The organism is Pseudomonas sp. TE36184 (assembly GCF_054060055.1).
In genome coordinates this window covers 1236112-1261803 of sequence record NZ_JBSSCU010000001.1, presented here as the reverse complement: position 1 = coordinate 1261803, position 25692 = coordinate 1236112, and the positions used below count along the sequence as shown (strand labels likewise).

Sequence of the window (25692 nt, the reverse complement as noted above, 5' to 3'; positions counted from 1 at the left end):
CAGTCTAAGGAAACTAGTGCTTCCTTCAACCAACCGCGGGTCAGTTGTCGTTATCGTCTTCAGTAATAAAGACCCGACCGTTGCGGAAGTTGACATGCGACAGGGGATCGGGTACGCCGGAAAGGCCTCTATCTTTCGTAGCGTCCGAAGCCATTGTTGAATTACGGATCGCGGCATCCCAATCTACGTAGCAATATTGATCATCCAGCGCTGTCGATGACCTATGCGTCAGCCCATTGTCAACTTCAGGTGCAAACTGGAGATTAACAACTCTTGTGACTGCATCATCGGGGGTTGTTACTGCCGTTCGTTCACTGACAAACCCCTTCGGAAAGGGGGTTGCGTCGTGACAGTAAAGGTCGACTGCGCGAGCGCAGTTCACACTCGTCACCATGAGTGCAAAGCGATAGCGGCGCTCCAAGACGGTGTCTATCTCATGAGCGTCCATCGTGAATTCAACCTGAGCATCCCCCATGCTGAACAAGTGGTCATGATTGCAGCGGTACGCGGCCCAGTGATGATGCCGACCGAGCAGCACCTGCAGGAGCATGGCCGTACCGTCAGTCAGGAAGGCTTTTTTTTGATTACCAAATTGGAGGTACCAGAAATCAACGCCTTCGCAAATCAAATCAGCACAGCGAGCTTCGGCGAGGTCGGAGGTGGTGCATCCCGTTTCTTGCAATACGCGAAGCATAGCCAGATCCCTCACCCAAAGGTCCAGCCCCCGGCAGGTGTCGCTTACCAGTTCCAGGCTCTCGCCTGAGTATAGTTTTGCGTGCGCTGTGAGCTCAGGGGTGCGGACAAAGTGGGCGGCTTGACGGTAGAGCTTCTTCATCTGGGAGCGCAGGGGGTCTAGATTTATGCCGAATCGATGTTCCTGCCAACGCATGACGGCGGCGATTCTGGAAGCGGCCTGGCGATTGCTCAATCGACCCAAGCCCTTCAGTTTACGATTGATGAGCAAGTCGTCGATGTGTACTGGCAGGTAGTAGTTCCTAGGCTCTGCGGGCTTTCCCGGTCCGGGGTAGACACTGATATGTGAAAGATAAAAATACACATAAGCCTCTAGCGGCAGCAGGCTATCACTGAGCGATTTATACTGTGTGTGGCGCAACCATAAGTCGACATGCTGCAGATAGCGCGCCACTTTGCGCTGCCTGCGCAAGGGGATGGTGCGCAGTAGAAAATCGGTGAGTTCCGAACCCAAACTGGGGATGAAATATATTGTTTGCAGTATTGCCATGGGCTGCTCCGACAAGCAATCATCATGGATGAATCGTACACGGGGGCTTCCAGTTCCGCGGCTTCTCCAGGCGCTGATCAAGCGCGGCGCCTTGATCTGGAGGCGGGGGGGAGCGATCATCGCGCCTGTCTGCGGGCTCGGTGACGCGCTCCAGCTAGAAGCGCAGCCGCCGCTTGGCAACGTCCCAAGAGTCCCTGAGGCATCCCACAACGGCCATGCGGCGCCGTCCCTGGTCACTTGTTGAGTACACTGACGCTCGGTAGGGTTCCCTGCGCTGTGCCCGACGCCGCTCTGCTTACAGCCTAGCAAATATCGTGGCGAGCGTTGACTGCGAGAGGTTGCGCTAACTGCGAGCGGCTCGGCCATTTGCCGGCCAGCGCGATGGGGCTCAAGCGCGCGTACTTCGCGGGGAGCTGTGCGTCGATCGTGTTGCAGCCCGATGCATGGACTGGGTGGCGTTAGGGCATCTGATCGTTCTGTGTCACCACCGACGCCGCCTCATCAGGCTGCGCAGCCGCTATTGATGGATCGGAGAGTAATTGACTGGCCCGACTGCCCAGCAGCGAACCGACCTGAAAGTAGCCCATCACCGTGCTGACACTGCGGTGCTCGGTCATCGCCATCACCTCACCGAGCGGCACGCCCTGGCGTCCTGCCTCGGTGACGAAGCCTGAGCGCAGACTGTGCGCTGCCCAGTCCCCGTCAAGACCTGCCATAGCCGCACGGCGTTTGACTATCCGCGCGACCTGGTCGCCGGACAGGCCGTGTGGTGCGACCCGGCCACCTCTGTACAGGCGGCGAAACAGCGGGCCGCTGCTGGCGGGTGCCGCCGCAAGCCAAGCGCAGAGCGCCTGAGCTGCCGGCCCCTGTAACGGTTTTTCTCGACTTACGCCGCCTGTGTCGGTCTTGGTCGCCCCGAGCGTGTAGAGCCAGGTCTCGGCATCCAGGCGACGCAGGTCTTCGATTTGCAGGCCAATCACTTCCGAGCGGCGTCGACCACCACCACTCCAGGCCAGTAGCAACAGTGCACGATCGCGCACGCCGCGTACACCGTCGGTGCAGGTGGCGAGCATCGCCTGCAATGGCTCCAGAACCACGGCAGTTTTCTTGCGCCGTGCCACCCCCTGGCGAACTTGGGCCTTGCGCGCTTCACGCAACAAGGTCTTCACCGCCGGCGTCTCGGTCGGATTGTCCCAATGCTTCAAACGGTGCCACTTGGCCAAGACGGCGAGGCGATGGCTGACCGTACTAAACGCCAGAGGGCCAAGCTTGCCCTTGACCCTAGCCGCGACCAGGGCGGCATCAAGGTCTGCGGGCAGTAGGTGGCTCCAGCCGTCATCGGTCTGCGGGCGGGCGAGGTGATCGACGATGAACTGCACGGCGACCTCCGGCGGCAGGGGGGTGTCTCCGAGCCTGCGCCTGTAACGCAGGCGCAGCCAGGCGGACCAGTAGGTGAGGGCGCTTTGGTAGCTGCGCACGGTATTGGGGGACGTACCGGCGGCGATGAAGGCCTCAGCGGCGGCACGGGTACTGTCGGCCAGTTCGTGCAGCGCCAATGGAGCGTCGATCAAGGGTTGCAGTGCATCTGTATTATTCATTACGTTCAACGTATTATTAATTGAGTTTCGATTTTATAATGTCGGATAACATTTAATTATCAGACCTAATATACCGGGAGATAAGCCATGGCAGTAGGGGTGCCAGAACACGACGTTTTTGCCGCCGCGGACGCAGTGTTGGCCCGGGGTGAACGACCGACGGTAGAGCGTGTTCGCCTGCATCTGGGGCGTGGGAGCCCGGCCCGGATTGGTGGATTGCTTGATCAATGGTGGATACGCTTGGCAGAACGGCTGAGCGGTGAGAATCGCTTGCCGACATTGCCCGGTGAAGTGTCACAGGCCTTTGTCGCCGTGTGGCAACAGGCGATCCATCTGGCACAGGGTGTGGCTGAGCAGGGGGTGTCCGAACAACGTCAGGTCCTGGCCGCCGAGCGCGAGCGAGTCGTCGCCGTCGAGGACCAGACTCGTCGGGACGCCGCGCTCGCTCGGCAACATGCGATGGCCGCACAGGCGGCACAGCAAGTTAGCGAGACTCGCTTAGCGGATCTGGAGCTGCTTCTTGAGCAGCGTGAGACGCAGATTCATGACCTACAGCAACAGCGCGACAGCCTGCTGCGGGAGCGCAGTGACGCACAGCAACGGAGCCTGATCTTGCAGCAAGGACTGCAGGAGTTACGACTCAAGGCCGAGCAGGAGCGCGCCGCGCAGGAAGTCTACGTGCGTGGGGTCGAGGATCGTGCATACCGTGAAGTCGATCGTGCCCGGGAAGAGATCAAGCGCATGAACGGCCAAGTGAGGGAGGCGGGCAACCAACTTGGGCAGTTGCAGCAGAGGATTGAAGGTGCGCAAGCTGCGCTGAGTCAAGCACTGCAAAACGCCGCGGCACAGCAGGCTCGTGGCGACACGCTGAAGGAGCAGTTAGTACAGCTGCGCTCATCGCCGGTCAGCGAACGCAGGGCGCGAGCGAGGAAAAAGCCCGAGCCCAAGCCTGTGAAGTAGGTACACAAAGCCATGTCTTCATATACGGCGCCTGGCGGGATGAAGTAGTCACGATTGGTAGTTGGGCTGTGTCGGAAAGCATCAGCCTAAGGACGACTACCGCTTGAAAACGTTAGGCGCAGTACTAGCCCCGCACTACCGCGCAACTCGGTTGTCCCGCACATCCCGTTACCGGTCTGAACGCTCTTGCGGGAGGGACATTGTTGATCGGGCTTCACACACCAATATTAGCTCCCGACGCATGCCGATCTAGTGAGCTGATGAATACACATCAGGCTCGGTACCCCATAAAGCAGGGCTGAGCAATGAGGCTCAGAGTTGCGACATGCACTCAATTGTTAACCTTTGATAGTGAGTACACGGTTTCGTGTCGCACAATGTCCGGATTATAACCGTCAGGCGACAGATCGTGGAGTCATAACCTGATGCGGACGGTTGCGCCAGAGGTCAAAACCGTCGAGCAACCAGTTCAATTCCTGGGCGTTCAAAACGATGGCTTCGGCGGTGGCCTCGGGCGATGTTTTGAACTGTTCGGATTCTAGGCGTTTGATCCAAAGGCAGAATCCGTTGCGCTTCCAGTAGAGGATTTTCACTCGGGTTCAGTGGCGATTTAGAAAAACAAAAAGTACCGGGTCGAATACCGCGACGTTTATATCCAGCTTAGCCAGGCCGTCGATGAATTTTCGAAAATCCACTGGTTTGGGGTAGAGATAGACCTTTTCGACTTTGGCACCGGTCGCATCATGGTGTACTGGCTCCTGAAGAATCAGGGGCACAGAATCACGCTTCAATTTCGGGCTTGGAATGTGGGGATCATGGATCCCTTACTGTAATTTGATGTGGCGTCGAAGCAAGCGAATCATGCGGCAGAGGTCGGAGCAACTGTAGGCGCCTGAAGCCATTAGCCAGTGATCACCGATGGATTTCAGTTACCGCCAATTAACGGTTGTGTGCAGCGTTTGGTTTTTAATTAGATTAGGGGCGCCAGGCCTGCGCTGAATGCTACAATCACACCATAGGTAGGAGTGGCTGGGGCATTGCGGATTTTTTGATTCTAATGGTAAAGCAATAAGAAAGGAGTTGTTTTTTCTTACAGATTTAATCTTTGGCCTCTATATAAGCTGAAAGTTTAAGACGGAGAGATCATGCTTAAGAGCAAAAGTCCATTATCGAAGAGGCAGTTGAAAAAAACGATCGGAAAGCCAATGCCTGCTGACCTAACAGAAAACTCAGAGGTCGTGAGCTCATTATTGCGTAAAAATAGTAGCGCTCATAAAAACCTCATTGCGTTAAAGAGTTGGGAGGTGATGCCGACGGATATAAAATTAGTGCATACAGTCCACCTTGGATACCATATGGACTCACAGTTGCTTAAGGAAAATGCGACCAAGTGCTTGTCATCATGGGATGCGATAAGTGCGAGTGTTATTGATGTCAAGGATAGAAAAGCAATCTTTTCAAAAAAACCAATTTCCGCATATAAAAAAGCATTCTACGATGTTGTAGGCTCAAGCGGTGGAGCAATATTTACCCTTGAGTCCGACGCTGACGCAAAAACAATGAGTCGATATTATAGTTCTTCCGAAACGATAACTTATGGTGAGGTCGCGTTCGTTCTTGACGTATCTCCTTCCAATATAATTGGGACGTTCTCTCATGATGTGTGGTTTGATAATCATGTGGGCATACGAAAAGTGCCAAATGAACTACAAAACTTGCCTGTTAATAAGGGCGCGCTTGCGAACGCTATCTTCAGGGGGATTGCTAAAGACAATGACAAGGCGAAACTTCCTAACGGGACATATCTTCAGGTTCGACCATATCTCGACATTCTTGATGGACAAAGGCGAGAAGGGGCCGAACATAACGAGATAATTATTACCGGAAAGGAGGGGGTATATATTCATCCAGGGCGATCGCCATCTAAGGCTGTCACGGTTAAGGAGATTTTAATTTTACCTAGTGGAGAGGTTCAGTGGAAAAATGGCATCCCAATACTAAATAAAAATCTACAAACTGCTCTTGATGCCGTAAAATTTCATAATCCCGGCGTGCCCATATCATTCATCTAGGATGCTCCGATTAACTTGCCGCGCATCGGCGGCAAGTTGTAGCTTTCCCGAGATTCCGCACTATTTTGCAAAAAAGCCTAACGATGCGTCGTGTGTCAAGGGCGTTGTCGCCCGGTTTCCCGTATTAAACCCGCAACTCGCCCATTCCCATCCTGGCGCATGGGCGTGATTTCGTAGAGAGCTCCCTCCGTCGCCGGGTCGCTCAGGGGGAGCCCGTTCTGCAGCATATGAATGCGCAGCATGGTTTCCAGAGGATAGGGCTCTCTGCCGCCGCGGGTCTGGGGTAGAAGGGCTCGATCAGCCGCAACAGACCTGTCCAAGGCACGACCAGATCCATCTCAATCAGGAAACGCTCGCGGCGTGTTTGCGTACGTTTGCCGGCGTATTCTAAATCGGAAAAGCTCATCTGGCTCATGGGCAGCTCGGGTCAGGTGGTCAGGTGGTCAGGTGGTCAGGTGGTCAGGTGGTCAGGTGGTCAGGTGGTCAGGTGTATTTCAGCACATTTGAAGACTTGTTCGGAGACTCCCTAAGGAAACTCTGAAAAAGACTTCCATCTCTGGTGAAATACATGCCTCACACGAACTGAACGGCTGAGCCCCGATGAAACAGATGTCCTTCGCCGATGCCAAGTACGCCGGCAAACGTACGCAAACACGCCGCGAGCGTTTCCTGATTGAGATGGATCTGGTCGCGCCCTGGAAGGGGTTGATTGCCTTGATCGAGTCGTATTATCCGAAGGGCGACGGTGGTCGTCCGGCGCATCCGTTGCTGGCCATGTTGCGGGTTCATTTGATACAGAACTGTTTAGGTTGCAGCCATCCGGCGGCGGAAGAAGCACTTTACTCGACCACGATTCTGAGCCAGTTTTCGGGGCTGCATCTGGATCAGACTCCTGACGAAACCACGCTCCTTAACTTCCGGCGTCTGTTGGAAAAACGTGAGTTGGCCGGCGGGATTTTGCAGGTCATCAATGGCTATTTGGGTGACCGAGGTGCGGGTTCCACGGCCATCCGGCCACCCATTCCACGCACATCCGGCCACCCTTAAGGCAGGCAGCGACGCAGGATTAATTCACTACCATCGACCTCTTTTTTCGAAGCAGAGAGGTCGTCGTGGCGCGGTTATCCATGCGTAAGATTCGAGAAGTACTGCGTCTCAAATTTGAGGTCAGTACAGCAGCTCCGATTGGCGCAGCTTTTTGAAGGCGAACAATTTAGTTGCCAGCATGAGTCGCCGAGGAAATTGTCATGACAACGCCGTGGCTGAGAGCTTTTTCCAGCTTCTAAAGCGGGAACGGATCAAGCGGAAAATCTATTCCACGCGCGAAGATGCTCGTAGTGATGTGTTCGATTACATCGAGATGCTCTACAACGCAAAACGCTGGCATGGTTTCAACAATCAACTGTCACCGGTAGAGTTTGAAAAGCGTTACGCAATGAGCTTGCAAGGTGTCTAGAGAATCCGGGGCGATTCACATCGTCATGTTGTCGCTGCCAAGCGTTTCGCGTGGATCGGCCATCAGATTTGGCGAGTGTTATGGCGCTTGGCTTTTGCCGCAGCCAGTGCAGCGAACCCGTTCGACCCGGCATGGACGTCTTACCTTGAGCGCCGAAGAGCGCATTGTCAGGTAGCCCAGTCTCACTCAGGCTGCTGGAAGGCTTGAGCCGTATGAGGGATGACTCTCAAGTACGGTTCTTAGGGGAAGGTAGGAGCGGTAACACTCCCGCTTTACCCGACTGAAAGCGCGCATCGGCGCTGATGCCGAATCCGGCTTAGTTCATAGCTTGGTGGGCACGGCGGCCAATGTGACGGACGTGACGCAGGTCGATCAGTTGCTGCATGGCCAGGAGCCTTACGTGTCTGGTGATGCCGGTTACACCGGCGTGGACAAGCGCCCTGAGCATCAGAATCGCCAGATGATCTGGTCGATTGCGACGCGCCCCAGCAGCTACAAAAAGTACGGAAAACAGAGTTTGATTGGTCGTCCGCAAGATCGAATACGCCAAGGCCCAAGTACGCGCCAAGGTTGAACATCCGTTTCGGGTCATCAAGCGTCAGCTCGGTTATACGAAAGTGCGCTTTCGTGGCCTGATGAAAAACACCGCGCAACAGGCCACGCTATTTGCCCTGTCGAACCTGTGGATGATGGGATGATGCGAAAACGGCTGCTGCTTGCGGGAGAGGTGCGCCTGTAATGCGGGGAAAGAGTCTTGAAAAGGCGTTGCTCAAGGGGGGAAGCGATGAGTTAAGAACAGCAAAGGTCTGATTTCTGACCAAGCCAGCGTTTTTTGAACCCCAACCAAGGATGGCATCAAAAATCGCTGACTACTTCAGACCTTCCTAAGCATAAGCTAGCAGGTGATAGTAAAAAGAATCCGACGTGCCATGAGGGGGTATTAAGTGTTCTATACAGCCTGCACGTGTTGCAAAAAAACAGATAACGCCTGCCTCCCCTGCATTGATCACGTCATAAACATTTAAGTGCAACTATATACAGGCGCTGTATGAGTTTAAATAAACCACGAGCTGCGCTACCTTACTCAAATATGATGGGTAGAGTTGTCAGTGTCAGAATATTCCGTGCAGTCACGAGAAAATTCGCTGCAAGGGGGCTTCGACTAATATTTTAGCTTGCTGCGGAGTATTCTTCCGCAAGACTGTAGTCAATTAGGGTCTCTGCAAGAGAGAAATTTCCTCGATACTTTTTAGGTGAGCTGTGAGATAAGTTAATTGAATATCCGCTGACTTATCAAAAAGGAGCCGCGCAATGTTAGTCGTTACCAGAAGATCCGGTGAGTGCCTGCGTATTGGCGATGATATAAAAATCAAAATAAAAAAAGTTGATGGCGATTCTGCGACCTTCGAAATTATTATGCCGCCACAGGTGTCAATCACTCGATCTGAGCTTTTTAAACGAATAATTTATCACAGTGAGCGAGATCTTAAATAACATCGTCCGTTGTAGCCAGCTTTTCTGAAAGGCAAACCAATGACTTAGTCCGCAACGGCATAATGGCTCTGCGCTTCACGCAGCACTGTAACGCCAGGGCATATAGCCTGTCATAATCTGGAGGTGTGTCCAAGAGCGCAACTTTACCTGGGCGCTCACTCGTTTGTATCAATATCAGTATGTGGCTGGTCGGGTCTTATTTCCGTTCTTCATGGGGCGAGGTAGGAATAGCTTCCCCGCCCCGTGGTCCGGACATGAAAAATTACCGCATACAGCTGAAGGTGCGGGCACAATCATTGCGCTCCGCCAGTTCCCAGTCCACTGGCTCGGCCAAGGGCCTAGTTCTCCCTAGGGGGGGGCGTGAGCCAGCCAAGTCAGATCCGGGTCCAGGCACCAATTTGTGTCGACCCTAACAAGTTGTGCGCGGGCATTCACTGTTTCCGCTCTCAACCGACTTTACAAAGGTGCGCAAGTCTCCCGCGTCCTCCGAGATCACTCCCGTGCACACTAGGTGGGGTAAACACCGCGCACGCCCTCAAGCGCCTAGTGATACAGGAGCGATTGCTCCCCGCCACCGATAGGTCGCTCGCAAAAAAAAGGCTGGGCGGGGCCAGCCTTGCGTCGGAGAAGCACTTCACTAATCTTGATGCGGGCGCCGATGCCCGTATGGCCGCAACGATCCAGTCCCCGGCTCGGTTCCACATGAGGGCCAAGGGATGAGATTCTACCACTGGATCGAGCAGTAATATTTCGTGAAAGCCTAACGCACCGCCAGGTTTGGTCAAGCTCGCCGCTTTACGAATGAAGTTCACCTGATCGGCCTGATGCAGGATGACGTAGCGCCCGATCACACAATCAAAAGGTTTGGAACTAGTAAACTCATCCACATCACACACCTCGAAGGTGGCATGCAGCTAGCTTGCAATGCGGAGCGATGGGCTGCGAGGCTCAGGTCTACAGTCTGGTCGAGACCGCCAAGCTTAACGGCCAAGAGCCCTATATGTGGCTGCGTCACGTACTAAAGCGGTTGCCGTATGCCGCGTCGGTCGAAGATTACGAAGCGTAGTTGCCGTGGAACTGCTCGCCGGAGATGCCACAGTAGACGGTTGACCCGCCTTGGGGGGGGGGGCGGGGTTTATGGATCGCATACGTTTTACTTGAGTACGAGGTCTGCAGCCTCGCCTCCGAATTCAGCTGAAAACACACGACCTTGTTTGATCATCCGGCACCTCGATCTGGCGAGCATTTTGCCTAAATGCGTGCCCGGCTTCATTACGCCACTATAAACGCGCGGACGCATATCACGTACTACACTACTAAATGCGGACGGGATAGGTTTCGGGCAAAAATTTTGAATCAGGAGAGAAAATATGTACAAGCGCGAGGGGGCTAAGCCACAAAAACGGTTGAAAAAGAAAGATATTGGAAGTCCGGTTCCTGCCGAAATGACAGAAAACTCTGTAGCTACGCAAGCGCTGCTTAGGGGGGATAAGAGTGCCGTTGAAAATTATCAGGCACTATTAAGTTGGAAAAAATTGCCATCCGATTTAAGTTTGGTGCATACACTTAGGCTTGGGCTTCATGCGGACTCAGAGTTGCTTAGCGAGAGCGCAGAGAAATGCTTTTCGGAGTGGGATGCAATAAGTGCAAGTCTTATTTCTCGCCGCGATCAAACCAGTATCCGTTACTTTGACAGCGCTCGTAGATTATTTTCTGTGGCTCATCCTACAACTATTGGGGAGATTGCGTTTGTCCTTGAGCTCTCTCCCTCAAACATAATTGGCACTTTTCCTTATGATGTATGGTTTGATAATCATGCCGGTATGCGAAGGGGGGGGGGAGAGGCCTCGCAATCCATTGAAAGCAAGGGGGCATTATCAAATGCCATCCTTAAGGGCATCCCAAGAAATAATGCGCCAGTTAACCTACCTAAAGGAACCTATCTTGATGTTCGGCCATATCAGGCCATCCTCAGGGATCAACGCGCAAACCCGAACTCCCAGTATTCTGAAATAATAATTGCGGGAAGGGAGGGGGTGCACATTCATGCCGGCATGGCGAAGACCAAGGCTGTCACAGTCAAAGAGATTTTGGTCATGCCTCACGATGAGGTCGAGTGGCGTGATGGAAATCCTCTAATCAGAGAGGATCTTAAGCTTGCTTTAGAACGTTTGAAAATACTTAATCCTAATATTCCGATAAACTTCATCGGGTAACCGGCACCTTGTGAGGGCTACGCTTTCACAGGGTGTTTTTTATTTCGGAGACCTTAATCATGAGCGAGTTAGCATTGGTCGGTATCGATCTCGGCAAACATACTTTCCACCTGCATGACCAGGATAAGTCGGGCCGCGAGGTGTTTCGCAAAAAATGCTCACGGGCGCAGATGATGCAGTTTTTCGGCAATGTGCCGAGCTGTGTTGTGGTGATGAAGGCCTGTGCGGGGTTGCGCTACGTTGCTCGCCAGTTGGCGGCAATGGGACACACGGCCAAGCTGATTTCCCCGCAGTTCGTTAAGCCCTTCGTCAAGGGCAACAAAAATGGCTTCGTCGACGCTGAGGCAATCTGCGAAGCCGCTTCCCGCCCATCCATGCGCTTCGTTACGCCTAAAACCGAATCCCAGCAAACCCTGTCAGTGCGGCATCGGATGCGCAAATCATTGGTGCATGACCGCACCAAAACGGCTAATCAGATACACGGTTTTCTGCTGGAGTTTGGGGTCAGCCTGCCCAAGGGATTGGCCATCATGAAGCGTTTGGCGAACGTTTTGGCCGAGCACGAATTGCCCGTTCGTCTGACGGTCTTAGCAGCGCCTGCACGATCACTTCGTCTATCTGGATGAGCAAATCAAAGCGCTGGATAAAGAACTGGCGGGCCAACTGGCCGACGATGATCTGGGTAGTCGTTTGCTGAGCATGCCGTGTGTCGGCCCGATCACCGCCAGCCTGCTGGCTGTGGAGATGGGCGATGGCAAGCAGTACCGATGCAGTCGGGACTTTGCTGCCTCCGTTGGCTTAGTGCCCAGGCAGTACAACACGGGCGGCAAGGCCAATTTGCTGGGGATCAGCAAGAGGAGTGACAAGTACCTGCGACAACTGTTGGTGCAATGTTCCAGGGTCTATATGCAGAGGTTGGATCACCAGAAAGGCGCTCTGGCTGACTGGGTTAAAACCTTGCTCAGTCGACGACATTCAAATGTCGTGGCCTGTGCCTTGGCTAACAAACTGGCGCGTATCGTTTGGGCGATCGCGACGCACACCATACGCAATATGAAGCAGGGCCAGACGCTTTGAACGCCTGACCCTGCGGTTGTTGCAGTACCACGACTCACCCTTCAGGTTTTGCGAAAGCTGAACAACCGATGATGTGAGCGGCAAACCGGCCTGACGAAGATCCCGACATAAAAATCGGCTTCAGAAGCCGAGGCATTTTTAAGGCTCGTCGGGCGCGACTCTCATCGTGGCGCGGGGACACGCCCCAAACAGACGCCGGATAGATTTAAGCAAGCCAACCACACCCCTCGTTAATCAGTTTTGCAAAAATGGGGGTGACCATCAGTTCCGGAGCCTTGTTAACAGTTACATGTGATTTACCTTTCATAAATCAATAAGTTACCTAATTTAACGTTTCCACGTATTTATTGCATGTGGAGCGAGTGAGTGACTGCCGATCCGCCTAATAGCAATTCCATAGCAAACCCTCATTTGAGTGTTCGTCAGAGGTGGAGGGTTAGTCTACGACGGTCAAAGGGTATGCGATTTTCAGAATCGATTCGAACTCGACTCTGGTGCACTTGAGATTGAGGGCGGTGATCCTGCTGTAAGAGTGAAGCTAGTGTGCTGTCTCACAAATAAAGCTCCTCATGCCTGTGAGGCCATTGCCTCACGGGCTCGCTGTATCTTGTTCAAAATATCTTCCCCCTTGGCGTTCCAGACGTAGCGAGTCGGCTGCGCATTTCGCAGTGCCAGGAGCGTGGTGATCGAGCTTTCCAGTTCGCGAACCGAACTGAAACTGCCGTCACGCAGGTACACCGTGATATCGCGAAAGAAGCGTTCAACCATGTTCATCCACGAACTGGAGGTCGGGGTGAAGTGCATGTGGAAGCGTTTGTGCTTCTCAAGCCACGCTTTCACTTTTGGATGCTTGTACGTGGCGTAGTTATCCACGATCAAATGCAGTTGCAGGCCTTTTCTCCCGATTGATCTTTTTCAGAAAGGCCGACCACTCCTGATGCCGGTGGTGTGTTTCGATGCTGCTGATCAGTCGCCCCTGGAGATAGTCCATGGCCGCGAACAACGTCAGAGTGCCATGGCGAACGTAGTCATGGGTTTGCGTTCGGATATGGCCGATGCCCAAGGGTAAGCCTGGTTGCGTGCGCTGCAAGGCTTGAACCTGGCTCTTTTCATCGCAGCAGAGCACCAGCGCCTTCTCGGGCGGTGCCAGATAAAGCCCGATAACGTCCCAAAATTTCTCTTCGAAGTGAGGATCATTGGACAGTTTGAAGGTGCGTTTCAGATGCGGTTTGATGTCGTTGGCGGCCCAAATTGTACAGCGCTTCTTCCATCGCAGGATCGCTGTAACCGAACCAGTTCTGCATGAGATGAACCCGCAGCATCGCCATCAAAGGATAGGCCGGACGCCCCCCCTTCGCCCTTCGGGTAATGAGGTTCGATCAGGGCAATCAAACCCTTCCAGGGTACGACCCGATCCATCTCGATCAGGAACAATTCCTTGCGGGTCTGCTTGCGCTTACCGGCGTACTCGGCATCGGCGAAGGTCATTTGCTTCATTGAAAAGCTCGGCGATTGGTGTCCAGAGATTTTGCCATTTTCAGCCGGATTGTACTCGGCCGTTCAGGCGCCGCATCTGTAGCTGATAATGCACGTGACAATTTCAGGCGAATGCTTGAGCTTTGAACTAGAGTCGATACAGCTGGAGGGTTATGCTCCCTGAGTAATGTAATGGGACAGTAGAGTAGCAGCGTTGGGATGACGCATACCTAATGCCTGCTCTGTCCGTTCACGGTACTTGCCGGCTAGGGGCGCGCTTGATTGCGACGTCGTTATCACGATCTTGGAGATGAGCGTGGGAAAATTTTTTGAAAAACTCAAAAAAATCGGCAGACAATCAGACAAGCCAGATGCGCAAAAAGTCGCTCGCGACGAAGACGGTGCAATGGCGCGCGTTCCATCCAAGATCCATTATTTTTGGCAGGGACCTGTTGCGCCTTTTTTGAAACACGTCAATGCGATCAATGAGACCGCTGAAATTAATAATAAAAATTATCAAATAAGGCTGCACGTTCTGCCCGTCGAAGGCGAAAATATCTCTTTTTTCGAAAAACATTTAAACCATGTAAAAGTCAAAGATTTACGTAAAGAACGTTGGTTTGCTGACTTCAGCAAAACTCCACGTCATGCCCAGTTCCAGGCTTCCAGGGAGGGAGGGAGGGCTCATCCTGCTTCAGGGGCTGATGTTATTAAATCTGAGCTTATACAAAGTAAAGGCGGCATTTGGAATGACGTCGATAATAGGCCTCTTAAACCTCTGCCAATGGCACTGTCCGTGCCTAGGGGCAAAGTATTAACTGCGGGGCCTGTCACCTTTGATCGGTGGGGGGGGGCAGTAGGGTTTCACTCTAGCTCCTTCGCCACACATCGCGACAACCCTGCTTTAAAAATTATAAACAGGCATAGCTTTACGAAATTTTCTCAACTTAAAGATATAATTTACCAGGTGCATCCTCGTACAGATAATCCTGATGAGCATTTCCGTATGATTTCTGAAACGGCAGGATCTATGCACATGTCGAGCGAGCTTATGCACATTGACCCTTCGCTTCGCGAAGAAGTTGAAGAACTTACGTCTCGAAAGGAAGGTTTCAACCAGTCATTGGTTATTTTTAATCAGTATTTTGAACCCGTCGTGACGACGGGGCCGGGCCGTTTGGATGACAGGCAGCTGGAGTCGGCTGTTCAAGCGATATCTGGGCCGGGAGCAGTGTTTGCTGATGACCCAAGCGCCGCCGCAATACTCCAAGAGAAGGCAAAAAGGGGTGAAAAAACTCACATCGTAATTTAAGTTGTTTTTTAATCGGTTGTTGAATGTGCAATCGAATCCGGATGTTAATAGAGTTTCCGGGCGCTTGGGGAGGGGCTAAGCATGTTGGATGTACAGCGTTACCAAGGGGGAGTCTATGTATAAAAATTATAGTAGGAAATCATCGGTTAACAGGGCGGGGCGTAAAGCAGATACACATGACGGGGAGCAGGAAGATAGTCAGTCTTCAAAGACTGATCAAACCGCCCCCTACCTCAAGAGCGCGATGGAAGTCGTTAGTGCGCCTGAACGTTCTTTTTCGCGTTTATCGGTCACAAACGCTAATTCTGAACGGACTGCCGATTCCGAATTTAGTTTGAATCGAAGAAAAAGTTACATACGGAATGTAAAATCGAAAAGAAATGAATCTGTAGAGGAAAGCTGGGGCAATAATATCGATTTGCTGGGGCCCGAAACTGATGAGGAATATGAGGTTATGTACCAGGCGCTTAGCAATATGCATGATTTGTATCAGCCGGAGAACATAATTGGCTATACGCAAGCAGCTTCGAATATTTTGCCAACAATTTATTATCGCACTGATGACTTGCACGGAAGCATAACCCAGGAGCACTCGAATCCTATGAACGTAGGGGTCAGCATACCGATAAAAAGTAATAATTATACTTTTGGTAATAGGGCGGTTGAGGGTGTTGGGGAGGTATTGTTCGAGGAGGAGGCTACTCTAGGATACTCGCACATGTCTCGTTCAAAGTTTGTTCCGATTTCAATCGCGACTGATGATAAGTTTGTCGAATTGGTTGATGCCAGCGAAAAACACGTTAACATCAAGAGGATATACAATCAATTTGGTTTTGAATTTATTCGTCGCGCATCTGGACTTTGAGCTTGGTTTTCGGCTCTATAATGATTCGCCCTGCGAAGGAAGACTGCGAGCCGCGCCATGTTTATCTGTTCGCAAAGGCGCACGTAATCCGTTAATGAGACGCTGAACAATTAACCCGTTCGCACAGTCCCCATTTCCAAGCCGGTTTTTTTCAACCTACCGGCCTTGTTTTGCATTTCTAGGGCCGAATTTAGTGGTGGTGACGCTGACCCCGGGCAATAGGCATTCAGCGCACGCGTCCGAGGGGCGCTCTCTTTGCCGAAACTAAAGTCTCTGATTGGATCCTACAGGTCCACGTTATAAAACATGTTCGTAGGGGCTAAGGTTGCCGGCTCTGTTGATCGAGAAGAGTATGGCCAGCCCTCAGCGCGCTGGCCATGCTGCTGACCCCCAAATTCGCGGCGGATTCTGGCGCACTGAGTTATCCGGTGTGACGAGCACTTCCTGCCGTGATAGCGCTTGCATGCGCTCCTCTAATCTTCACCAGGTGTGGTATACAGGGCCTCCGAAGGTAGCTCGGTGAATAATATCCTCGCGTTCTCATCATGCTCCAAACTTTTATGTGAAAGTGTCAGAATCATCGCCACAATAGAATCTGCATTATTCATTAGCGTCTTATTTTTTTGTTTTCTTTTAAACCGACCGTCAGCGTTCAACGCCCTCAAAAATTCATCGTCAACCGCCTTTTTTCGTAATTCAGACCATATTGTTGTCTGTTCGGTGTCAGACGTCCTCATAAATGATAATTCGTGGAAAATAATTTTTTCAAAAATGTCAAAAAAACCTGAATCAGGCTTTCCCTGTTCATAGGTGGCGTAGTTGTTATACCAGTAGTCTCCAGTGCGTAAAAAATGGTGCGATGACTCGTGTATTAGTGTGGTGGCAAGACTGGCTACTGATAAGTTCAATAGCTTATTTGTTACAAAAATACGTCTGTATTTAACATCATGCCGCCCCGATACCAATGCTAATGCAGAGCCACTTTTAGAAGGGAATTTGTCACGAATTTTCGCAAATTGATTTTGCCTTATCATGCCCCGACGATAAGCCCCAATTTCGACGCTTAATACTTCGAGCTTGCCCAGAAGCTCAGGGAGGAGGCGCGCGACTTCCTCTGAGTTCTTGATAATCATATGCAACGACAAAACCTTAGTCAAATATTCGATGCTTTCTGTTTTTATTGCATTAATTGCGGTAGATAGAATTTCCAAAGAAAAATCTAGTGCGGCGTCTATTTTTTCCTGATCTTTAAGTGAGAAATTTTGGCGGCCTCTTCCGCCAATCAAATACCGTTTAGAGACATGGCGTTCTACCTCATCATCTTCCTCGTCTTCAGCATACAGTGGAATCATAGAGTTTATTTTTTCTTCTCGCTCAAGCTTGCTTACGGGCGACCAGTTGAAATGATACATTTCTATTTTCATCCTATAGTTGCGATGAGGTGCGCTGTTGGATAGTATATTGATTGCTGAAAATTAGCGCTGTTCATAACTTTGCTCCATCCGGTTTCGGGAATTTATCTCATGGTTCACATTAGTCGTAATCATAGGCTTGATTCTCAAGGTATGCCGTGCATTCGTCTGAAAGATTTCCAAGGTCCGCAGTGGAGTGAGGCGGATTCGCTCGTACGGCTAAAAAACTGCGACCGATAAATATTTGGAGATTGACGGTTCAGTGTCAGCCCACAATAACCCTGTAAAGGAATGAAATATTACGAGGGTGGCCGCACAAGTAAGGCGTTCTGAACGCCTAGATCATAGTGCAAGGCATGCGGGTTCTACCCTTTTAGCACGGACAATTTCGAGTAAGCTCGCATCGAGTTTAAGGGGGGGCATGACGCACAAGATATAGCCCCGAGTTCATGCGGGAATCTACTGAGCTGCTTCGTCGCACCGAAGCCAGTTGTTGTCAAATAGCCCAAGAGGTTGTCGTTGCCCGAGCCTGCTGAGTCGCTGGGCTCCAGAGGCACAGTTAGGTGCCAAAAAACTTTTCCGGTATATGCAGCCCGCGAGATGAGGAGCTCGCCTTTAAGCGTGAGTAGGTCCGGGCGAATAAGGAGTTTGATTTTTGAAAGTGCGGGGCAGGGAACACACCTTTTGAGTCAAGTCGATAAGGGCGATTGTATCCGCGTATTTTTAAGCGAAGGCAATTACCCTTAACATCAGGATCGCCATACGTGAACGTAAGTCTTACCCGAGGTTCTTCAAAATCCAAGTCGTCCAAGAGTGCTAACAGCCCGGTGTTTCCGTGGCAGCTATTGCGATGACGCACGGCATCAAAACCAATGTCGTTCGCAGGTGGATTCCTCTTTACCGTAATCCGCAGGCCGTCACGCTGCTAGCTTTCATTCCTTTGAAAGTCGAACCAAAACGAAAGACCGAAGCACCGGCGATCATTGAATTACCGCTTGGCCAGCAAGTGCTCACGGTGAAGTGGCCGGCCTCTGATCCTGAAGGGTGCGCCCGATTCGTCTGTGGACTCGCTCAATGATTCGCATCGATTCCATCTGGCTCGGCACGGAGCCGATGGATATGCTCGCGGGCGCCGAAACAGCGGTCGCGGTAGGAATGGCAGTCACCTGCCACCCCCCGCACAGATCCGTACGTGCGGAATTACAGCATACGGCTCCTGCCTTGGGTTTTGACGCCGAAGCGGGTTATGGGATGCGGATGCATTGGTAGCTCTCTTGGATAGGGTATGAATAGCCGGGCCAACGTAGCCATGCGTTCCCAGTTCAGACGGTGCCCTGACTTCGCCGTTTAAGAGCATGCCTCCACGCACCGATCACTTCACGGCGAAAGGCATCCAGTCGCCGTGTGTTACCGGGTACGTGATAGTAGTTGCAGTAACCTTTAAACAGACGGCTCAACCATTGTCCGATTACCGGGACGGGCTCATGCCTGCGCTTGTGTAACTGCGCCCGTATCTCCCTGATTGTCGTTCTCATACGCTTGGCGATGGTCACGCGTCTAACCACAAACATCCCGTTCTTGGTTTTATCACAGATATGCGTGAACCCGAGAAAATCGAAAGTTTCCGGTTTTCCTTCTCCGCGCTTCTTGCGATCTTCGATCGCGAACCAGCCAAACCGTAGCAAGCGTGTTTTCTCTGGATGCAGTGTCAGGTTGAACTGAGCTAGTCGAGCCTCCAACGCCTGGTGAAAACTCCATGCATCTTCATGCTTTTCAAATCCAAGCACACTATCGTCTGCGTACCGCACAGCAATCATTTGACCTCGTGCAGTACGCTCGCGCCATTGCCTGATCCACAAGTCCATCACGTAGTGCAGGTAGATGTTGGCAAGCAACGGTGAAATGGGCGCACCTTGCGGCGTGCCCTGCTTCGCAGGAGTGCGCTTTCCATTTTCGAGAACACCTGTGCGCAACCATCGAGCTATCAGCGCTAACATTCGCCTATCCGCGATTCGGTGTTGCAGGCAGCACATCATCCATTCGTGATCGATGGTGTCAAAGAACGCTCGAATATCCACGTCCAATATCCAGCGAACACGCGAATTCTGTATTCCTACCGATAACGCATCCAATGCATCGTGTTGCCCCCGACCTGGGCGAAAACCATACGAGAGTCCGAGAAAGTTCTGCTCATAAATTGCGTTGAGCACTTGCGCGACTGCGGTCTGGACGATCTTGTCTTCCAGTGCGGTTACGCCCAGCGGGCGCTCGCTACCATCGGCCTTTGGGATAAACACCCGCCGGACAGGCTGGGCGCGATAGCGGCCACTGTGCACTTTGTCGTGTAAGGCTGTCAGCCTTGTGAGCAGACCTTGCTCATACTCTCGCCACGATAGACTATCCACACCACTGGCCGCGTCTCGCTTGAGATTGTAGAAACTCTCGTGCAATAGCTCGACCGTCACGTGGTGCTGCAAGCTCGTGAACTTTACCCGGCGATCTCGCCGAGCTGCTTGACGTACAGCGAGCAACCCTGACAACGCACTTGTCCGGCTCTGCGTCCGGGATGCGAAAGGCTGTTCGCTGTTCCCCTTGGCTAACTCCCTTTCCTCCATTGTCTCCGCTGAGCAAAACCCATTGTTCGACAACTTCTCAGGTACTACGGAGTTATCCGACTTCTCATCCGCGTAGACGGCAGGCTTTTGGCTTGTGACCTTTCCTGCCCCGTCTGGCTTGTCACGACCAGACACGGATGAGATCTCTCAGCTTCCGTACAGTTGACTTCCCAGCATGCTCAGGGTCTACGACCGCGCAGGGCGTGATACATGGCTTGCGATTATCGTCATGCACACTGTGGCCTTCCGCTTCGCTTAACAGCGTCGGCGCCCTGGACTCATGATTTCGCGGCTCAATGGCTGGCCTGCTGGTTTCCCCTGCCAACGCTTCGCCGTACACCTCGCGGTGCACAACGCATGACTCGGGGTCGAGGTGTTTCGCCATAACTTCTCTCGTAGGGACTTTCACCCTTTATCAACTGCCAGCTTGGCTGGCGCACTAAGCGCTCCATGAACCCCACATTTTAAAGGTGGGATCTATGGCTATCTTGGAATTTGCGGCGTGCAGTTCCACGGCAGCAAGGCCTCGAAGTCTTCTACGATCAAGGCTTGTGGCAGGCGCTCAAGTGCGTGGCGCAGCCACGCATAGGGCTCCTGGCCGTTGGCTTTAGCCGTCTCGACCAAACTGTAAAGTTGAGCACTGGCCGTCGCGCCTTTGGGCGTGTCGCTGAGTCGAGTCAGCCGAAGGGAATTTCACCCCTCGGCTGCTCACAGAACCGTACGTGACAGTCTCCCGTCATGCGGCTCTTGATCACACATTCGATGCACGTAGTAAATACCAATGCGCGAACAGCTCCGGATTCTCTCTTCGAACAAGACGCAACCGATGCTCCGCTTGACGTATAGAAATTCGGTACTTGCTCTTCATCCATTTGAGCAGGCGCGATTGCAACGCGCTCCACAATCGATAGCTGAAGTTCCTGTACCAGAATTTACCGTAGTATTCGATCCATCCTCGAATCACAGCATTGTACCTGCGAGAAAAATCCCTCAGGTCATCAGTCGTGGATCGATGGATGCGCCAGTGTTTGATCGTGTCTACCATCCTGCGCATCGCCTTCATCGACGCTCCCGGCATGCACTTACGAAAGAGTTCGCCCTTGGAGTTCCTCAGGGTTCGCACCTTGAAGTCATATCCGAGAAAGGTGAAGCTCGTCGCGACGTTGTGCCGCTCGAATGTGTCGATGTAGACAATCTTCGACTTTTCTTCGTTGATGGTCAGGCCCACTTCACTCATCCGTCGCGTCAGGCTCTCCCTGATTCGAACAGCCTCGCTCATCCTTGTGCAGTGAATAACAATATCGTCGGCATACCGTTCAAACGGCACGCCGCGATGCGTCCTGTCCATCCAACGATCAAAGGCGTAATGCAGGAATAAATTGGCTAACAAGGGCGAGATCACACCCCCTTGAGGTGTCCCTCGCCCCCGCTCCTGAAGCAACCCCCTCTCACTCTGCATCGGCGCTTGCAGCCAGCGTCGGCAGTACAAGATCACCCATTTCGGCATCTGGTGATGTTCCAGAGCCTTGATGATCAGGTCGTGTCCAACGTGGTCGAAGAACGCGCTGATATCCACTTCCAGTACCCAGTTCTTACGACGGCACCGAATGGAACATTGACGCAAAGCATCGTGGGCCGATCTTCCTGGCCTGTACCCATAAGAGTCAGGATGGAAAATCGGATCGATCACAGCCTCCACATATCTTTTCACTGCGCCTTGGGCAACCCGATCAGAGACCGTTGGGATGCCAAGGATGCGCTCCTTGCCGTTGTCTTTTGGAATGCGCTTTTCCCGTACAGGTGGCGGGAAATACGACCCTGAGCACAACCGGTTCCAGATGCGGTAGAGGTTATGATCGCGCTGCCGATCAAAGTCCGTGAGCGTCTGACCATCACAGCCCGGCGCGCCACGATTGCGGCGTACATCCTGATACGCCATCCACACCAGCGACTTCGGTATTTCGAATGCTTTTCGCTGCACTAAAACGTCATCCTCGTTTGAGTTGTGTTCCGCACAACGAAAGTGATCCCCACCCCTTCGCTCCAGCCCCATTACAGGTCTTTCATCACTACTACGGGTGAGTCCGTCCCTATCCCCACGATACGTGCCGGGGATAGGTTCTCACGTTCCCCAAAATGGCCTGGCTCAGGTTCTTGCTGCCTTGACAACGGGTGCCGTGCAGTCGGTAGACAGGTGTCCTCTGCACTTCTCGGGGCCCGGCTATACAAGCCCGTTTTGACACCAGTGGAGATTTCGTCGCTTCATCAGTCAGTTCACTTTCGTTCAACTACCTGAGCCTTACGTGACAGTAGTTTCTCTGCCTTTTCCCGAATCGCTCACCACCAACATGCTGAACATGTTCGCAGCATCGGGTCGTTTGATCAGTACGCCTGCACGCCCTGACCGGAGGGCCTACCTCCATCCACCTTGGAACATGGAGCGTCATGCCGCCGTTTTCATGTCGTCGTCATGACGCCTCCTTCGTGACACACACAGCCAATTCTTGCGCCCGATCACGAAGGGCCGGATCGCACGCTCGGCGGCGTTGTTGTGTACGCCCTGACAAGGCGTATGAGTTCAGTGGGTGCGAATCCCACCCGGCTACTGTCGCTCCGGCCGGAAGCACTTTGGAGCAGTTCAGGAGGCAACGAATGGGCTGAAGTATCTGAAGAAAAGGCTTCTTTAGGAAGTCAGTGACTGTGCAGGCCGTAGCGCGCAGCGAACACCGAGCAGGCCCCGAAAATGCCTTGCGGTAGCCGGCCCGCCATAATAACGGGGAAGGTTGATAGTGCTAAGGGATCGAGCGTCAGACGAACTTGGCACTGCCGCCGGGGTAGTGGTGATGGCATGTACAGAAGAGAACTCATACGAAACAGGGGAAGCCTGCCAGGGTGAAGTGGCCATTAGACACGGCCATACAAACAGTGCGCCCGTGAGGGAGGGCGCTGGCTCGGACAGGTGATGGCTTTGCCCAATGCATTTTGCGCCGTCACTTGTGGCTGGGTTTTCTCCAGCCATGTTTGCAACTGCGCCAACACCGGCAGGCTGCGTTGCTGGCGGCTTTCGTAGCGATGTTCATCGCCGACTTCTTTTAAATCTCGCACGATACCGTAAAGCTTGTTGATCAGATTCAGGGCGATATCAGCACGCCCGGTTTTGCCTTTAGGCTGCACCTTTTGCGCCTCGACAAACTTGCGTCGCGCATGTGCCCAACAGCCTAAACGTTCGACACCGGATTGCGCGCCCAAGGCGTTATAACCAGCGTAATCATCGGTCATCAGGTAGCCGCGATAACCTTCGAGCAGGCTGCGGATTCCACGCGCATTTGGACACCCATTCCACGAACACTTGGACAGTGGTCTCTCACTGATCCGACCCACGCTCAGGCAGGCGGCAACGCAGGACTATTCACTACCATCGGCCTCTTTTATCGAAGCGAAGAGGTCGTCGTGGAGCGTATATCCATGCGTAAAATCCGAGAGGTACTACGCCTAAAGTTCGACGCCGGCCTGTCCGTGCGCAAGATCGCCGCCAGCCTGCGCATCAGCAGCGGCAGTGCCGGCAATTACCTGCACCGTTTCAACGCTTGCGGGCTGACTTGGCCGACATCATTGTCGGACGCCGAGCTGGAGCGATGCCTGTTTCCGCCAGCACCAACAGTTCCCAGCGATCAAAGGCCGATGCCTGATTGGGCTTGGGCGCATGCCGAGCTGCGCCGCCCCGGCGTGACTCTGGCTCTGCTCTGGCAAGAGTACCGACTCGCTCATCCGCAAGGCTGGTAAGTAGACCAAAGGAGTTTCACCTTCAGCCTCTCGCAGAACCGTACGTGATGTAGTGGTCTAATGAAACCGGACACCCATTTAGGCGAGAATGCTCGCCAGATCGAGGTGTCAGATGACCAAACAACGCCGTTCCTTTTCTGCTGAATTCAAACGCGAGGCTGCCGACCTCGTGCTCAAGCAAAACTACAGCTACATCGAAGCCAGCCGTTCACTTGGCGTCGGCGAGTCGGCCCTGCGCCGCTGGGTCGATCAGGTTCAGCAGGAGCGCCAAGGCGTCACGCCGCAGAGCAAAGCGCTGCCCCCAGAACAGCAGAAAATCCAGGAGCTGGAAGCCCGGATCGCCCGCCTTGAACGGGAAAAATCGATATTAAAAAAGGCTACCGCGCTCTTGATGTCGGAAGATCACGAGCGTACGCGCTGATCAATCAGCTGAACGTCCATGAGCCAGTTGATTGGCTGTGCAAGGTGTTTGAAGTAACTCGTTCGTGCTACTACGCCCAGCGTCTTAGGCACCGCACGCCCGATGTTGAACGGCTTAGGTTGCGCAGCCGGGTGAGCGAGTTGTTCACGCAAAGTCGCAGTGCGGCGGGCAGCCGCAGCATCCTGTCGCTGATGCGTGAAGACGGTGAGCAGCTCGGTCGATTCAAAGTACGCAGCTTGATGCGCGAGCTTGATTTAGTCAGTAAACAACCCGGCTCACATGCCTACAAACGAGCGACAGTAGAAAGACTCGATATCCCGAATACCTTGAATCGGGAGTTTGATGTACCAGCCCCGAATCAAGTCTGGTGCGGCGACATCACCTACATTTGGGCCCAGGGGAAATGGCATTACTTGGCGGTCGTGCTGGGTCTTTGCACGCGCCGGGTGGTGGGCTGGGCGTTGTCGGAAAAGCCGGACGCTGAACTGGTGATCAAGGCCCTGGATATGGCCTACGAGCAGCGTGGCAGGCCTTCGGGTCTGCTGTTTCACTCGGATCAGGGGTCGCAATACGCAAGCCGGCTATTTCGTCAGCGATTGTGGCGTTATCGCATGCGCCAGAGCATGAGTCGCCGAGGAAATTGCCGGGACGCGCCAATGGAGCGCGTGTTCCGCAGCTTGAAAACGGAATGGATACCGACCACGGGCTATAGAACGGCTCAAGAAGCCCAGCGCGATATCAGCCACTTCTTGATGCATCGGTACAACTGGGTTCGACCCCATCAATTCAACGGTGGGCTGGCGCCAGCTCGGGCCGAAGAAAAACTTAACGTCGTGTCCGGGATTAGTTGATCACCACGCCGGGGAATTTTCGCATATCCATTAGAGAAATTTCGTCGATCGCAACGCCGTGCATACTCGTAAGTTTGATCTATGGTTGTAACGAAAGATGGATGACAGCTTGCTTTGACAGAGCAAGCGATAGCAGGCGAAGGCACCGGCTAAGTGGGCCAATTGGAGTCGGTAGTGTGTCTGCTTATTTTTCCTGGCGTGGGAGTGGGAATGTCAAACGATAATATTATTGAAGGGCTGTTGGGTGCTTCGCTAGCAAGTCTAACTTCGCGCTTCAAAGCGTGGGATGCGCCGGAGCAGCTTGATTTTTTTGCGTTGATAGCATTGGCGGACATCGGGCGGCAGGCCGTCGGAGGGGGTATGGGGTCTGTCTCGACAGGTCTCGAATTCAGCGGCGAGGCTGGTCCGTTGCGTCTGGTTTTGCAGAGTGCAGGAGGCCTTCAGTTGTTGGAGGAGGGTTCCGTGAAGCTTCGGGCTGGTCCTGGGTTTGCAGTGAATTCAGCAGGTGCTTTGTCGCTGGCGCTAAAGCCGGGACTGCAGGGCAAGGGCACCTGCTTGGCATTTGACGGTGGCGCGTGCGTGTTGAGGGTGGACTCGTCTGGGCTGACTCAAGTAGGTGATAACTTGGCGATCGTCTTCGGTGACGGCCTGCAGGGCAACTCCGGCTTAGCTTTAAAGCTCGTGCCGGCAGCCTCCGGTCTTCAAGTCAGCTCCAGTGGGCTGGCGGTGCTTTGCGATCCGAGCGGTGGTCTGACCATCAATGCTGAAGGCAGGTTGACATTGAATCTCGAATTTCTGATGGGTATTTAACGCCCTAATCGGAAATAGCCTAAGAGGTTCA

General features: G+C 53.1%; 15 protein-coding genes and 12 pseudogenes. 15 read left to right on the top strand and 12 right to left on the bottom strand.

The annotated features are described in order from the left end of the window. Positions 1-40: 40 nt before the first annotated feature. Positions 41-1243: a hypothetical protein gene (locus tag ACVWZP_RS05635; protein WP_457369521.1), complete on the bottom strand. Its 1203-nt coding sequence runs from the start codon at positions 1241-1243 to the stop codon at positions 41-43. A 458-nt stretch (positions 1244-1701) separates the two neighbouring features. Then, a complete protein-coding gene (locus ACVWZP_RS05630) occupies positions 1702-2841 on the bottom strand; it encodes a site-specific integrase (RefSeq protein ID WP_457369520.1) in 1140 nt (379 codons plus the stop codon). 87 nt (positions 2842-2928) lie between these two features. Here ACVWZP_RS05630 and ACVWZP_RS05625 point away from each other — a divergent pair, with 87 nt between their 5' ends. Further along, positions 2929-3801, top strand: a complete 873-nt coding sequence (locus tag ACVWZP_RS05625; protein WP_457369519.1) for a DNA-binding protein — start codon at positions 2929-2931, stop codon at positions 3799-3801. A 395-nt stretch (positions 3802-4196) separates the two neighbouring features. Here the strand turns inward: ACVWZP_RS05625 and tnpB are convergent, their stop codons facing one another. Next, positions 4197-4394, bottom strand: a complete 198-nt coding sequence (tnpB, locus tag ACVWZP_RS05620) for an IS66 family insertion sequence element accessory protein TnpB (RefSeq protein WP_457369518.1) — start codon at positions 4392-4394, stop codon at positions 4197-4199. Positions 4395-4946: 552 nt separating this feature from the next. On the opposite strand from tnpB, the gene ACVWZP_RS05615 reads away from it, so the two are divergent. Beyond that, positions 4947-5873, top strand: a complete 927-nt coding sequence (locus tag ACVWZP_RS05615; RefSeq protein ID WP_457369517.1) for a hypothetical protein — start codon at positions 4947-4949, stop codon at positions 5871-5873. A gap of 152 nt (positions 5874-6025) precedes the next feature. On the opposite strand, the pseudogene ACVWZP_RS05610 reads toward ACVWZP_RS05615, so the two are convergent. Next, positions 6026-6288 (bottom strand): annotated as a pseudogene (locus tag ACVWZP_RS05610) (IS5/IS1182 family transposase); the annotation flags it as partial. A gap of 185 nt (positions 6289-6473) precedes the next feature. Between ACVWZP_RS05610 and ACVWZP_RS05605 the strand changes: the two are divergent. The 7 genes and pseudogenes from ACVWZP_RS05605 to ACVWZP_RS05575 form a co-directional block, all read left to right on the top strand. Continuing rightward, positions 6474-6866: pseudogene (locus ACVWZP_RS05605) on the top strand (transposase); the annotation flags it as partial. 175 nt (positions 6867-7041) lie between these two features. Continuing rightward, a pseudogene (locus tag ACVWZP_RS05600) lies at positions 7042-7329 on the top strand (IS3 family transposase); the annotation flags it as partial. A gap of 280 nt (positions 7330-7609) precedes the next feature. Then, positions 7610-8068: pseudogene (locus ACVWZP_RS05595) on the top strand (transposase); the annotation flags it as partial. A 572-nt stretch (positions 8069-8640) separates the two neighbouring features. After that, positions 8641-8823, top strand: a complete 183-nt coding sequence (locus tag ACVWZP_RS05590) for a carbon storage regulator (protein WP_457369516.1) — start codon at positions 8641-8643, stop codon at positions 8821-8823. Positions 8824-9769: 946 nt separating this feature from the next. After that, positions 9770-9889 (top strand): annotated as a pseudogene (locus ACVWZP_RS05585) (transposase domain-containing protein); the annotation flags it as partial. Between the two features lie 304 nt (positions 9890-10193). Beyond that, positions 10194-11039, top strand: coding sequence for a hypothetical protein (locus ACVWZP_RS05580; RefSeq protein WP_457369515.1), 846 nt, complete (start codon positions 10194-10196; stop codon positions 11037-11039). Between the two features lie 59 nt (positions 11040-11098). Beyond that, positions 11099-12124 (top strand): annotated as a pseudogene (locus ACVWZP_RS05575) (IS110 family RNA-guided transposase). Positions 12125-12683: 559 nt separating this feature from the next. Here ACVWZP_RS05575 and ACVWZP_RS05570 read toward each other — a convergent pair. Both ACVWZP_RS05570 and ACVWZP_RS05565 read right to left on the bottom strand, forming a co-directional pair. Continuing rightward, a pseudogene (locus tag ACVWZP_RS05570) lies at positions 12684-13371 on the bottom strand (IS630 family transposase); the annotation flags it as partial. Continuing rightward, a pseudogene (locus ACVWZP_RS05565) lies at positions 13370-13613 on the bottom strand (transposase); the annotation flags it as partial. The pseudogenes ACVWZP_RS05570 and ACVWZP_RS05565, both read right to left, overlap by 2 nt. Positions 13614-13902: 289 nt before the next feature. Between ACVWZP_RS05565 and ACVWZP_RS05560 the strand changes: the two are divergent. Then, positions 13903-14904, top strand: coding sequence for a hypothetical protein (locus ACVWZP_RS05560; RefSeq protein ID WP_457369514.1), 1002 nt, complete (start codon positions 13903-13905; stop codon positions 14902-14904). Between the two features lie 115 nt (positions 14905-15019). Continuing rightward, positions 15020-15769 carry a hypothetical protein gene (locus ACVWZP_RS05555; protein WP_457369513.1) on the top strand — a complete coding sequence of 250 codons (750 nt, stop codon included), beginning with the start codon at positions 15020-15022 and terminating at the stop codon, positions 15767-15769. Between the two features lie 473 nt (positions 15770-16242). Here ACVWZP_RS05555 and ACVWZP_RS05550 read toward each other — a convergent pair whose 3' ends face one another. Beyond that, positions 16243-17181 carry a hypothetical protein gene (locus ACVWZP_RS05550; protein ID WP_457369512.1) on the bottom strand — a complete coding sequence of 313 codons (939 nt, stop codon included), beginning with the start codon at positions 17179-17181 and terminating at the stop codon, positions 16243-16245. A gap of 835 nt (positions 17182-18016) precedes the next feature. On the opposite strand from ACVWZP_RS05550, the gene ACVWZP_RS05545 reads away from it, so the two are divergent. Continuing rightward, positions 18017-18259: a hypothetical protein gene (locus tag ACVWZP_RS05545; protein ID WP_457369511.1), complete on the top strand. Its 243-nt coding sequence runs from the start codon at positions 18017-18019 to the stop codon at positions 18257-18259. 244 nt (positions 18260-18503) lie between these two features. Here the strand turns inward: ACVWZP_RS05545 and ltrA (ACVWZP_RS05540) are convergent, their stop codons facing one another. From ltrA (ACVWZP_RS05540) to ACVWZP_RS05520, 5 genes and pseudogenes are all read right to left on the bottom strand, one after another. Next, complete coding sequence (gene ltrA / locus ACVWZP_RS05540) at positions 18504-19931, bottom strand: group II intron reverse transcriptase/maturase (protein ID WP_457369510.1); 1428 nt, start codon at positions 19929-19931, stop codon at positions 18504-18506. Positions 19932-20279: 348 nt separating this feature from the next. Further along, positions 20280-20465: pseudogene (locus tag ACVWZP_RS05535) on the bottom strand (transposase domain-containing protein); the annotation flags it as partial. Between the two features lie 82 nt (positions 20466-20547). Then, positions 20548-21777 (bottom strand): group II intron reverse transcriptase/maturase, encoded by a 1230-nt coding sequence (ltrA, locus tag ACVWZP_RS05530; protein WP_457369509.1) that lies wholly within the window; start codon positions 21775-21777, stop codon positions 20548-20550. Between the two features lie 462 nt (positions 21778-22239). Continuing rightward, positions 22240-22344: pseudogene (locus ACVWZP_RS05525) on the bottom strand (IS66 family transposase); the annotation flags it as partial. Positions 22345-22757: 413 nt separating this feature from the next. Beyond that, positions 22758-23105: pseudogene (locus ACVWZP_RS05520) on the bottom strand (IS66 family transposase); the annotation flags it as partial. A gap of 156 nt (positions 23106-23261) precedes the next feature. Here ACVWZP_RS05520 and ACVWZP_RS05515 point away from each other — a divergent pair. The 3 genes and pseudogenes from ACVWZP_RS05515 to ACVWZP_RS05505 all read left to right on the top strand — a co-directional run. Next, positions 23262-23576, top strand: a pseudogene (locus tag ACVWZP_RS05515) (IS21 family transposase); the annotation flags it as partial. A 115-nt stretch (positions 23577-23691) separates the two neighbouring features. Further along, positions 23692-24851 (top strand): IS3 family transposase gene (locus tag ACVWZP_RS05510; protein WP_457369508.1). Its coding sequence is split into 2 segments (ribosomal slippage): positions 23692-23947 and positions 23947-24851, totalling 1161 coding nucleotides; the frame shifts between segments, so codons are not numbered across the junction. A gap of 210 nt (positions 24852-25061) precedes the next feature. Next, positions 25062-25661, top strand: coding sequence for a hypothetical protein (locus ACVWZP_RS05505; protein WP_457369507.1), 600 nt, complete (start codon positions 25062-25064; stop codon positions 25659-25661). The last annotated feature ends 31 nt before the right edge of the window (positions 25662-25692 follow it).